General features: G+C 72.1%; 3 protein-coding genes. All 3 read right to left on the reverse strand.

All coding sequences use genetic code 11. The features are described 5' to 3' along the window. Window positions 1-96: 96 nt before the first annotated feature. From ACZ5CR_RS15475 to ACZ5CR_RS15485, 3 genes are read right to left on the reverse strand one after another with little or no spacing between them, the layout of a single operon-like run. On the reverse strand, window positions 97-4,722 hold the full coding sequence (locus ACZ5CR_RS15475) for an amino acid adenylation domain-containing protein (RefSeq protein WP_468857598.1): 4,626 nt from the start codon (window positions 4,720-4,722) through the stop codon (window positions 97-99). Continuing rightward, window positions 4,719-11,246, reverse strand: coding sequence for an amino acid adenylation domain-containing protein (locus ACZ5CR_RS15480; RefSeq protein ID WP_468857600.1), 6,528 nt, complete (start codon window positions 11,244-11,246; stop codon window positions 4,719-4,721). The genes ACZ5CR_RS15475 and ACZ5CR_RS15480 overlap by 4 nt, the downstream gene beginning before the upstream one ends. 23 nt (window positions 11,247-11,269) lie before the next feature. Continuing rightward, complete coding sequence (locus tag ACZ5CR_RS15485; RefSeq protein ID WP_468857601.1) at window positions 11,270-13,216, reverse strand: ABC transporter ATP-binding protein; 1,947 nt, start codon at window positions 13,214-13,216, stop codon at window positions 11,270-11,272. Window positions 13,217-13,346: the final 130 nt, after the last annotated feature.

The raw sequence follows: 13,346 nt of genomic DNA on the forward strand, positions 1-13,346 counted from the left end.
GCTTCGAGCGGGCTCGGGGCCGGGGCGGGCCGGATGGGTCGGGCCGGATGGCTGATGACGGCTGGCGGCTGGCGGCTGGCGGCTGGCGGCTGGCGACTACGGGATGCCGTCGGCGAAACCGGCTTCGAGCTCGTCGACTTCGTCCTGCGCGAGGTCGAGCAGCGGGAAGTCGGAGGACGTGTGTCCGCCCGCCGTGGGATCGTCGGTGTGGGCGGCCAGACCGCCGAGCAGGTCGATCCAGAGCTGGCCGAGGCGTTCCGCCGCCGCCTCGGCCAACAGCGCGGCGGCCCAGCTCAGCGTGAGGGTCAGCCTGGGTCCACCGGCCGTGTCGACGATCACCGCGCCCGCCTCGACGGTGTGGAGGGCGGGCATGGCCGGGTCGAGCGAGCCGCCGATCGTGATGCTCGCCGTGTCCGCCGTGAAGCGGCCCAGGTAGTTGAAGCCGATCTGCGGGCGCGGCAGCGCCGCAAGCACCGGTGCGGTCTCGGGATTGAGATGACGCAGAAGCCCGAAACCGAGCCCGTCACCCGGAATCGCCCGCGCCTGCTCCTTGACCGACTTCAGCAACGCTCCGGCCGCCGGACCACCCGCCACCACCTGACGCACGTCGATGGCACCGACATCCAGCCTGACGGGGTGCGAGCTGGTGAACCAGCCCACCGTGCGCGACAAGTCCGTGCTGCCGACCGGCACCCGGCCATGTCCCTCCACGTCCACCAACACCGCGGACGCAGCACCCCGCCGCCATTGGGCGACCGCACCGGCCAGAGACGCGAGAAGCACCTCGTGCACACCGCAGTGAAAGACCGTCGGTGTCCGGCTCGTCAACGTCTCGGCTTGCCGGGTCGGCACGGTCCACGAACGATGGCGCACGGTCGCCGCGGTGTCGAGCTCGGGGTCCAACTCCCGCTCACCAAGGGAGGGTTCCCGCCGACCCAGCAGAGCGGACCACTCCGCGAGTTCGGCGACCCGCGTCTCCCCGGCGGCCTGCTCGACCAGCAGTCGCGACCAGTGCCTGAAGGTCGTGCCCACCGGGTCGAGCCGCGGCTCACGACCGGCCGCCGCCGCTTCGCACGCGGACTTCAGGTCCGGTACCAGGATGCGCCACGAGACGCCGTCGACCGCCAAGTGGTGGGCCACGAAGACCAGTCGGCCCACCCGCCCCGGACCGGCGTCCACCCAGACCACCTGAAGCATCACGCCCGCCGAGGGGTCGAGGCGCTCCACGGCCTCCTGTGCAGCCTCGTCCGCGATGTCGTCGAGGGTGCCGGCCACCGCATAGGTCGCGTTCACGCGGGTGACCAGAGCCCCGGCATCGACCGTCCCCTGCTCGCGGACGAGCAGCCGCGGCCCCGCCGCACTCCCTGCCACCACCGAGCGGAGCACGTCATGGGTGTCCACGACCGCGCTCAACGCGGCGACCAGGACCTGCCGGTCGAGCCTGGTGGGCGCGCTGACGATCGTCCACTGGGCGAACTTCGGGCGGACGGCGGCACGTTCGCCAAGCTCCCGCATCACGGGTGTCCAGGGCACCTCGCCCACACCCACGTCCGGCGGAGCCGACGTCTCGTCGGCGAGGCGGCCGACGGCAGCGAGCCCGGCGGGGGTCTCGTGCTCGAAGACGTCCTGCGCCTTGAAGAGCAGGTTCGCGCGGCGGGCGCGCGCGGCCAGCTGCATCGACATGATCGAGTCGCCGCCCAGCTCGAAGAAGCTGTCCTCGACGCCCACCCGCTCAAGACCGAGCACCTCGGCGAAGAGACGGCACAGCGTCTCCTCGGCCTCGGTCCGGGGCTCACGGCCGACGACGCGTTCCGCGAAGTCGGGCGCGGGCAGAGCCGCGCGGTCGACCTTGCCGTTGCGGGTCACCGGCAGAGCGTCAAGAACGAGCACGACGCTGGGCACCATGTAGTCGGGCAGCGCCTGAGCGACGTCGTCGCGTACGCGCTGCGGATCGAGCGCCTGGCCGTCCGGGACGGCGTAGCCGACGAGGCGGCGCTCGCCGGGGCCGTCCTCGCGGGCGACGACGACCGCCTGGGCCACGGCGGGGTGGGCGGCCAGAGCCGCCTCCACCTCGCCAAGCTCCACCCGGTAGCCACGGATCTTGACCTGCGCGTCCGCACGGCCGACGAAGAGCAGTTCGCCGTCCTGGGACCGGCGCACCAGGTCTCCGGTGCGGTACATCCGCTGCCCGGGCGCGTACGGGCAGGCCACGAACCGCTCAGCGGTCAGACCTTGGCCGTTCCAGTAGCCCTGCGCCAACCCGGCGCCCGCCACATACAGCTCACCGGCCACGCCCGGCGGAACGGCCTTGAGGAACGCGTCCAGAACGAAGGTCCGGCGTTGCGGCAGCGGGCTCCCGATCGGCAGTGCGGGGCCCATCTCGTCGCCCGGCTCCAGCACATGCCAGGTCGCGCACAAGGTCGTCTCCGTCGGCCCGTACATGTGCCGGACGGAAACATCCGGGCACGCCTCGCGCACACGAGCGACCGAGGCGGCCGGAACGACGTCCCCGCCGGTCAGCACCTCCCGCAGCCCCACAAGGCATTCCGGGGACTCCTCCGCAAGCACCCGGAACGACCCGGCGGTCAGATGCACCGCCGTCACGCCACCCACCACGTGCTCACGCACCTGCTGGGCATCCACCACACCCGCCCCGGCCATCACCACACGCCCACCGGCGGCCAGCGGAACCCACAACTCGTAAAGCGATACGTCAAAGGCGTGCGGAGCGTGCATCAGGACGGCGTCCCCCGGACCCACCTCCCAGCCCCGCTCCCCCACCAGCGCCGCCACACTCCCATGCGGCACCGCCACCCCCTTGGGCACACCCGTCGAACCCGACGTGTACATCACATACGCCACATCCAGCGCCGCCACCGGCCCGGCGAACCCGCCGCCGCCGTCAACAGCAGCCAGCGCCCCCACGACCCGCGGGTCATCCGCGATCAACACCCGCTCGACAACGCCCTCCGGCACCACACCCCGACTCGCCGGCGCGCACACCACCGCCACCGGAGCCGCGTCCCGCAGCACGAAGGCCACCCGCTCCATCGGCGAACCCACATCCACCGGCACATATGCGGCGCCCGCCCGCCACACGCCGAGGAGCACGGCCACCAGCTCCGGCGACCGCTCCATCACCACCGCGACACGGTCACCCCGTGTCACGCCGAGTGAGGTCAGATGCGCCGCCCAGCGCCCCGACCGATCCCACAACTCCCCGTACGACTGGTCCCGTTCACCCTGGAGGGCCACCGCACCCGGTGACGCCTCCACCCGCCTCGCGATCAGCTGCGGCACCGTCTCACCCGCCGCCGAAGTGGCCGCCTGTGCCCCGGACTCGGGCAGCGCGCCTGCGACACCGACGCGCCCGACCGCCACCGCCGGATCCACCACCATGCGTTCCAGCACGCCCGTGAGCAGCCCGGCCAGCGCCTCGCCCACCCCCTCGTCGACCATATCGGGCTGGTAGGTCACATCCACCCTCAGACGCTCGCCGGGGGCGACGCCGATCGACAGCGGATAGTGGGTCGCCTGGCGCGACTCGACCGTCGTCAAGGAGATCGTGTCGGGTGTGGGCGCGTCTCCGGGCGGCCGAGGGTAGTTCTCGTACACCAGGAGGCTGTCGAACCCCGCGCCGGGGCCGGCCAGTTGCTGGATCTCCGAGAGGCCCAGGTGCTGGTGGGCAAGGAGCGCGGACTGACGTTCCTGAAGCTCCCGGAGCAGGTCGAGCAGCGGCTGCGATCCGTCGAGCCGTACCCGTACCGGCAGTGTGTTGATGAAGAGACCGATCATGGAATCGGCGCCGGGCAGCTCCGGGGGGCGTCCGGCCACCGTCGCTCCGAAGACCACGTCCCCGCGTCCGGCGAGACGGGCGAGCACCAGTGCCCACGCGCCCTGCACCACGGTGTTCACCGTCAGGCCGTTGGCGCGGGCCAGAGCGGCGAGCGCCACGGTCGTCGTCTCGGTGAGGGAGGCGGAGCGTTTCTTCGGAGGCGTGTCGCCGCGTGCCGGGTTCGCGGGGCCCACGACCAGCGTCGGTTCCTCGGCTCCGGCCAGCTCCGCCTTCCAGGCGGCTCGCGCGGCCTCCTTGTCCTGGCGGGAGAGCCAGGCCAGGTACTCCCGGTAGGAGGTCACCGGCGTGAGTCCCGAGGCGTCGCCGCCTGCCGCGTAGATCGCGGAGAGTTCGTTCAGGAGGATCGGGGCCGACCAGCCGTCCATGAGGATGTGATGGCTGGTCATCACCAGGCTGTGCCGGTGCTCGCCGACGCGGATCAGGAGCAGACGCATCAGTGGCGCCGCCGCAGGATCGATCCTGTGTGCGCGTTCGCGTGCGGCCAGGCGTTCCGTCTCGGCCGTCGCTTCGGGCCCGGTGAGGTCCGTGACGTCGGCCTCGCTCCACGGCAGGACGACCTCGCGGGTGATGAGCTGCACGGCCTCGCCCGTCTTGCGCCGCTGGAAGCTCGCCCGCAGCGCCGCGTGCCGGGCGAGCAGCGCCTCCCAGGAGGCTCGGAAGCGGTCCGCGTCCAGGCGCCCTTCGACCGCCAGGATGTTCTGCACGGTGTAGACGTCGGGTCCCTGTCCGTTGAAGTCGGCGTGGAACAGGAGTCCTTCCTGCAGGGGCGACAGCGGCCAGACCTCCGCGAGCGCCGAACCCTTGGCCTGGGGCACCGGCCGGTGGGCGGCGGGTGTGTGTCCCCTGGCGGGGATGGGGGTCTTCACAGCGAACGCCCTCCTTCGAGCTCTGCCGCTATCGCTTCGAACTGCTCGACCTCGTCCTGGGCGAGCTCGATGAGGGGGAAGTCGGACGGGGTGTGGCCGCCCGCCGTCGGGTCCGTGGTGTGGGCGGCGAGGCCCGCGAGAAGTTCCAGCCAGCGGCGGCCGACGCGTTCCACGAACGCTTCGTCGACGACCGCGCTGTGCCAGCTCAGCGAGACGGTCAGCTCCGGCCCTTCGGCCGCGTCGCGGATGGTCGCACCGGCCTCAAGGGTGTGCGTGGCGGGCATGGCATCGGCGGTGGAGCTTCCTATCGCCTCTTCACCGGCCATCTGCCAGGGCTCCACGGCGCCTGTTCCGGTGACGGCGGGGAAGCGGCCCATGTAGTTGAAGCCGATCTGCGGGCGCGGCAGCGCGGCGAGCACCGGGCCCGTCTCGGGGTTCAGGTGCCGCAGCAGCCCGTATCCGAGTCCGTCGCCCGGCACCGCCCGCGCCTGTTCCTTGACCGCCTTCAGGAGCGAGCCGGTGTCCGGGGCACCGGCTGCCGTTTCCGCGGTGTCGATGCCGGACAGATCGATGCCGGACAGATCCAGGCGGATGGGATGGACGCTGGTGAACCAGCCGACGGTGCGCAGCAGATCCGCGTCGCCGACGGGCTTGCGTCCATGTCCCTCGACGTCGATGAGGACCGTTCCGTGCGTGCCTCGCCGCTCTTGGACGACCGCCCCGGCCAGCGTGGCGAGCAGCACCTCGTGCACGCCACAGTGGAAGAGCGCCGGTGTCGGTCCCGCGAGCGTGGCCGCCTGCCGGGCCGGCACCGTCCAGGACCGGTGGCGCATGCCTGCCGCCGTGTCCCGCGCCGGGTCGAGGGCCCGGTCGCCGAGGAGTGGTTCCGCCCGGCTGCCGAGGAGGGCGGTCCAGTCTTCGAGTTCCGCGACGCGATTCCTGCCGGTCGCCTCCTCGACGAGGAGCCGTGACCAGCGCCGGAAGGACGTTCCCACCGGGTCGAGCCCCGGCTCCTGCCCGGCGGCTGCCGCCTCGCACGCGGCGCGCAGGTCGGGGGCCAGGATCCGCCACGAGACGCCGTCAACCGCCAAGTGGTGCACCACCAGGACGAGTCGGCCGACTCGCTCCGGGCCCGCGTCAAGCCACACCACCTGGACCATCACTCCGGTGAAGGGGTCGAGCCGCAGGACCGCGTCCCGCGCGGCGCGGCCCGCGAGCGCGTCCAGATCGTCCGTCGGTACGTTCGCCGCGTCGACCCGGGTGATCAGGCGGGCGGCGTCCACGGATCCGCGTTCGCCCGCCACCAGGCGCGGCCCGGTGTCGCCGTCCGCCACGGCCCGCGCGCGCAGCATGTCGTGGGTGTCGAGTACGGCGCCCACACCGGCCGTGAGGACTTCGCCGCCGAGGCCCGCGGGAGTGCCCATCACCACCCACTGGGTGAAACCGCCGCCGAGGGCCTGCTCGCCCAGGGCCCGCATCACGGGCGTCCAGGCCACCTCGCCCTCGCCGACGTCGGGTTCCGACCGGTGCCCGGCGCCGAGCCTGACGACCCGTGCGAGGCCCTCCGGTGATCCGTGCTCGAAGACGTCCTGGGCGCTGAAGAAGGCCCCTGCCCTGCGGGCGCGGCTCACCAGTTGCATCGAGCTGATCGAGTCCCCGCCGAGCCGGAAGAAATTGTCGTCGGCGCCGACCCGCTCAAGGCCGAGGACCTCGGCGAACAGGACACAGAGGATCTTCTCCGCCTCGCTCTCCGGCGCCCGGCCCACCGCGTGGTCGGCGAAGTCGGGAGCGGGCAGCGCGGGGACGTCGACCTTGCCGTTCGGGGTGACCGGCAGTGCGTCGAGGCCGATCACGGCCGCGGGCACCATGTAGTCGGGCAGAGACTTCACGGCGTACTCGCGTACCGACGGCCCGTCCACGGTCCGCGTGTCGGTCCGGGCGTCGGCCCCCACCACGTACCCGACCAGGCGGCGCTCCCCTTTCCTGTCCTGCTTGAGGATCACCACGGCCCGGTCGACGGCGGGATGCCCGGTGAGGGCCGCCTCGATCTCGCCGAGCTCCACGCGGAACCCGCGCACCTTCACCTGGGCGTCGGCCCGACCGGCGTAGACGAGATCGCCGGTGCCGGTCCTGCGCACCAGGTCCCCGGTCCGGTACATCCGCTCGCCGTGCTCGAACGGGCTGGCCACGAAACGCCGCGCCGTCAGCCTCGTCCGGCGCAGGTAGCCGCGCGCCAGGCCCGCGCCCGCCACATACAGCTCGCCCACCGTGCCCGCGGGCACCGGATGCAGGAACGCGTCAAGGACGTGGGCGGAGGTGTGGGCGACCGGGCGGCCGATCGACGGCTCGTCGTGCGCGCCGAGCGGGCGGCTCACCGTCGAGGCGACCGTCGCCTCGGTGACTCCGTACTCGCTGTAGATCTCGCGGTTCGCCGACCACTGACGGCGCAGTTCGTCGGAGACGGGTTCGCCGCCGATGACCAGGACGCGCAGTGCGGGCAGTTCCTCCGGGGGCAGCTGCGCCAGGAGGGTCGGTGTCATCGCGACGTGCGTCACCCGCTCCGCGCGCAGCAGGTGGACCAGTTCCTCGCCGGTCGCGTGCCGTCGCGCGGGCGGCGCGAGAACCAGTCGGCCGCCCGCGCAGAGCACCGGCCAGATGTCCGACATGGAGACGTCGAAACTCGGCGAGACGAGTTGGAGCACCGCGCTGTCCGCGTCGATCCGGTAGCGCTCGACGCGGTCGTCGACGAGGTTGCGCAGGCCTCGGTGGGGAACGACCGCGCCCTTGGGGGTGCCGGTCGAACCGGATGTGTAGATGATGTACGCCGCATTGGACGCGGTCAGCGGTGTGTGCCGCTCCGTGTCCTTCATGCAGCCGTCCGGGTACTCGGCCATGGTTCGGGAGGTCAACGGGTCGTCCAGTACGACCAGTTGGCCGGTGAACTCAGCCGGTACCGCGTCGCGGCTCTCCCGCACGCAGATCAGGACCGATGGGGCCACGTCGGCGAGGAGCACGCGCAGTCGCGCCGACGGAAGTCCCGGGTCCAGGGGGACGTAGACGCCGCCCGCCGTCGAGACCGCGAGGAGGGCGGTCACCAGTTCCGTCGAGCGGTCCACCATGACAGCCACCCGTGTCTCCGGCCTCACCCCCCTGTCCGTCAAGTACCGGGCGAGGCCGCTTGCTCGGGCGGCCAGTTCGCCGTACGTCAGGACACGCCGGCCGTCCACCACCGCCACCGCGTCGGGCGTGGCCGCGGCCTGTTCGGCGAAGAGGTCCGGTGCCGTCATCTCGGGCACGGGCAGCGCCGACGCGTTCCGTTCCGGCGCCGCGAGCGCGCGTTCAGCGGCCGGAAGGATGTCGAGCCGCCCCACGGGCGCCGACGGGTCAGCCACCATCTGCTCAAGCACGCGGATCAGCGAGGAGATCACAGCCTGGGCCCGTGCGCGTCCCACCACGTCCGGGCGGTGCACGAGCAGCCCGCGCAGCCGGACGTCGGGGACAACGATCAGCGCCATCGGGTAGTGCCCCCTGTCCTCGGGCTCCCCGACGGGGCGGATGGCCAGGTGGGCTTCGGCGCGCGGCCCCTCGGGTGTCCGCGGGAGGTTCTCGAACACCACGAGGGTGTCGAACGCCGCACCGGGACCTGCCAGTTGGCGGATCTCGCGGAGGCCCAGGTGCTGCCCGGCCATCATCCCGATCTGCCGCTCCCGCAGGTCCGCGAGCATCCCGGCGACCGACTGATCCGCCGCCAGACTCACCCGCACGGGAACGGTGTTGATGAACAGGCCGACCGCCGACTCCACCCCCGGCAGGTCCGCGGGCCTGCCCGCCACGGGAGTGCCGAACACGACGTCCGTGCGCCCCACGAGCCGGGCGAGGATCTGAGCCCACGCTCCCTGCACGACGGTGTTGACGGTCACTCCTTGGGAGCGGGCCAACTCCACCACATCGCGGGTGAGTTCCTCGGTCAGTTCGAACGGCACCGGCTCCGGAACGACCTGCGCCCCGGTCAGCTCCTCGGGCACCACCAGCGTCGGCTCGTCCGCACCGGCGAACTCCGCGCGCCATGCCTCACGCGCCGCTTCCTTGTCCTGTCGGTCGAGCCAGGCCAGGTACGTCCGGTACGACGTCGTCGTGGGCAGCGTCCGGCCATCACCGCCCGCCGCGTACACCTCGGACAGTTCCCCGAAGACGACGTCGGTGGACCAGCCGTCCACCAGGGAGTGGTGGACGGTGATGATCTGGCGATGGCGCTCGGCACCGAGGCGTACCAGCAACAGCCGCAGCAGCGGTGGCGACCCGAGATCGAACCTCTCGGCCCGCTCGGCCCGGGCGAGGCGCGCCATTTCGGCGGGCACCTCGCCCTCCGGCAGCTCCGAAAGGTCCGCCTCGCGCCAGGGCAACTCCGCCCCGGCCGTGACGACTTGCACCGTCCGTCCGGAGTCGCGCTGATGGAAGCTCGCGCGCAGCACGGCGTGTCGGGCCAGCAGCGTCTTCCACGACGTCCGCAGGCGGTCGGCGTCAAGGGGGCCGTCCAGTGCGAGCGTCCGCTGGCTCGCGTACACGTCGGGGCCGTCGTCCCCGTCGTCCCCGTCGTCCCCGCCGTCCCCGCCGTCCCCGCCGTCCTGGAAGGTGGCGTGGAAGAGGATCCCTTCCTGCAGCGGCGACAGCGGCCACACGTCCACCATGCCGGGCACCGCGGCCCGCAGCCGGTCGGCCTCGTCCTGCCGGAGGTCGGCCATGAGCGAACCGGCGAAGGCGTCGCGCACGGCGGGTTCCTGGTGTTCCCCGGATCGCGCGATCGCGGCAAGGGCCGCCGGTGTCGCGTACTCGAAGACGTCCTCCGCCTTGAAGAACAGCTTCGCGCGGCGGGCGCGTGCGGCCAGTTGCATCGACATGATCGAGTCGCCGCCCAGCTCGAAGAAGCTGTCCTCGACGCCGACGCGCTCCAGACCGAGCAGCCCCGCCATCAGCGCACACAGGATCGCCTCGACCTCGGTGCGGGGCGCGCGTCCGGTGACCATCCCGGCGAAGTCGGGAGCGGGCAGGGCGTCGCGGTCGACCTTGCCGTTGCGGGTCACGGGGAGAGCGGGGAGGGGCAGTACCGCGGTGGGGACCATGTAGTCGGGCAGGGTCCTGGCGACGCCGTCGCGGACGAGTCGGGGGTCGAGACCGTCCGGCTCCTCGGGGACGACGTACCCGACCAGGCGGCGCTCGCCCTGTCGGTCCTCGCGGGCGACGACGACCGCCTGGGCCACGGCGGGGTGGGCGGCCAGAGCCGCCTCCACCTCGCCAAGCTCCACGCGGAAGCCGCGCACTTTGACCTGGTCGTCCGCGCGGCCGACGAAGAGGAGGTCACCGGCGTCGGTCTCGCGCACCAGGTCGCCGGTGCGGTACATCCGCTCGCCCGGTGCGTACGGGCAGGCCACGAAGCGTTCGGCGGTCTGTCCCGGCCGGTTCCAGTAACCCCGGGCCAGGCTCGATCCCGCCACGTACAGCTCCCCGACCGTGTCGGCGGGCAGCCGCCGGAGAGCCGCGTCCAGGACGAAGGTCCGCCTGTGGGACAGGGGGCGGCCGATCGGGAGTACGGAACCCTGATCGTCGCCCGGCCTCAGCACGTGCCAGGTCGCGCACAGGGTCGTCTCGGTCGGCCCGTACAGATGCCGGACCGTCACGTCAGGGCAGGCCTCGCGCACCCTGGCCACCGCACCGGGCGGCACGACGTCCCCGCCGGTGAGCACCTCACGCAATCCGGTGAAGCAGTCCGGCGACTCTTCGGCGAGCACGCGGAACGACCCCGCGGTCACATGCACGGCGCTCACCCCGCCCCGCACCTGCTCGCGCACCCGCCGGCCGTCCACCACGCCCGGCTCGGCGATCACCACGCGGGCTCCCGCGGCGAGCGGCACCCACACCTCGAAGAGCGTGACGTCGAAGGCGTGCGGGGCGTGCATCAGGACCGCGTCGCCCTGGCCGACCGGCCATCCGTCCTCGCCCACCAGTGCCGCCACGCTCGCGTGCGGCACCGCGACGCCTTTCGGTACCCCGGTCGAACCCGACGTGTACATCACGTACGCCACGTCCTGTCCGCCGACCGGTGCGTGGACGTCCGCGCCGTCGCAGGCGGCGACCGCCGCCCGCACCCGCGGGTCGTCGACCACCTGCACGGCGGCGCTCCGCGGCACCACACCCTGGCTCCGCGCGGTGCACAGCACCATGGCTGGAGCCGAGTCCTCGATGACGAAGGCGATGCGCTCCGCCGGGGAGCCCGCGTCGACGGGGACGTAGGCGGCGCCCGCCCGCCATATGCCCAGGAGCAGCGCCACCAGGTCCGGCGACCGCTCCATCACCACCGCGACGCGCTCACCCCGGCCCACGCCCAGCGCGGCCAGGTAGGCCGCCCACTGCCCGGACTCCGCCCACAACTCCCCGTACGACAGGGCCCGTTCGCCCTCGACCGCCACCGCACCGGGCGTTGACTCCACCCGCGCGGCGATCAGCTCCGCCACCACCGACGACTCCACTACTTCCCCCTTCAGGCAGGCGCTCAGCGCTCGTCCGGTTCGCCACCGAGGCGCAGGATGTGCTCCCCGCCGACTCCTGGCGGCGGACCGCCGCCGCCGAGCACGGGTCCGCTCCCGCCCAGGACGGGGCCGCCCCCGAGGACCGGTCCCCGCAGTGCCGGCTCCTTGTGGCCGTTCGGGCCCGCTCCGTTGGTGCCCGGGCGGTTGAACTGCGTGTGGTAGAGCTCGGCGTAGAGACCTCCTGCCGCGAGGAGTTCCTCGTGCGTCCCGCTCTCGCGGACCTCGCCCTCGTCGATGACGAGGATCTGGTCCGCCTCGCGGATGGTGGACAGACGGTGCGCGATGACCAGCGAGGTCCTGTCCCGTAGCGCGGTGGTCAGCGCCAGTTGGATGGCCGCCTCGGACTCGGAGTCCAGGTGCGCGGTGGCCTCGTCGAGCACGACGACGGAAGGCGCCTTGAGGAGCAGCCTGGCGAGGGCGAGGCGTTGTTTCTCGCCGCCGGAGAGGCGGTGGCCGCGGTCGCCGACCACGGTGTCGAGGCCGCTCGGCAGTGAGCGGATCAGGTCCCCGATCTGGGCCGCGTCGCAGGCTCGGAGCAGATCGCGCTGCGTGGCGTCGGGGCGTGCGTAGGACAGGTTGACGCGGATCGTGTCGTGGTAGAAGTGCGCGTCCTGGCTGACCACGCCGACGACGTCGCGCAGCGAGTCGAGGCTGACGTCGCGCAGGTCGTGGCCGTCGATGCGGACGCTTCCCGACGTCGGGTCGTAGAGACGGGACACGAGATGGGTGGTGGTGGTCTTGCCGCCGCCCGACGGGCCGACGAGGGCGGTGAGTTTGCCGGCCGGCACCCGGAAGGTCATCCCGTGGAGCACCTCCGCCGTCTCCTTGGCCCGTTCGACCGCGGACAGGGCGTTGGACTCCAGGGAGGCGAGGGACACCTCGCTGGCGCGCGGATAACGGAAGGACACCTGGTCGAACTCGATCGCCGGCGCGGGGCCGCCGCCCGGCGCGGGGAGAGCGACCGGGTCCGGCTTCTCCTCGATGAGGGGTTTGAGGTCGAGGACCTCGAAGATCCGGTCGAAGCTGACGATCGCGGTCAGCGCGTTGGACTGCAGGGCGGACAGTTGCGTGATCGGCCCGTAGAGCCGGCCGAGCAGCGCGGCCAGGGCCACCAGCGTGCCGATGCGGAACACGTCGTCGAGCACCAGGCGGCCGCCGACGCCGTAGACGAGGGCGGTCGTCAGTGACGCGAGGAGCGCCATGAAGATGAAGGAGAGCCTGCTGTACACCGTCCAGACGACGCCGATCTGGCGCACGTCGCCCGCTCGGGCCTCGAACGCGGCGGCCTCCTCGCGCGGGCGCCCGAAGAGCTTGGCGAGCATCGCGCCGCCCACGTTGAACCGCTCGTTGATGATGCCGCCCAGCTCGCCGTTCGCCTGCATCTGCGCCCTGGAGTAGTGCTGCAGGCGCCGCCCCACATAGATGCCGGGCGCGATGAACAGCGGCAGCATGACGATGGCGATCAGACTGATGAGCCAGGACAGATAGAACATCTCGGTGAGTACGAGCAGGACGGTCAGCACGCTGGTCGCGGAGACCAGCATCGTGGTGAGTGCCTGCTGGGCCAGCATGACGTCGCCGTTGAGGCGGCTGGCGAGCAGCCCCGTCTGCGTCCGGGTGAAGAACGCCATCGGTTGCCGCTGCACGTGCTTGAAGGCCTCCACCCGCAGATCGCGGCTGACTCCCTGCCCGATACGCCCCGAGAAGTAGCTCTGCACGAGCTGCGCCACCGCGTCGACGAGGGCGAGTCCGGCAACGACGAGGGCCACGGTCGTGATGACTCCCGCATCGTCCTTGAGTATTCCGTCGTCGATGATCTTTTTCAGCAACAAGGGGGTCGACACGACGACGACGGAATCCACCACGGTAGTCAGCAGCAGAAAGAAGAACGCGGTTTTGTGCGGCTTCATGTAGGACATCGCGCGGCGCACTGACCCCGGCCGGAGCGATTGCTTCTGGGCCCCGGATTGCGGCCCTCCGACGGTAGGCCCACCAGGCCCTTGGGTGATCAACACTCGACGGAATCCTCCTGCCTCGGCA

Source organism: Streptomyces sp. NPDC031274 (assembly GCF_055570235.1).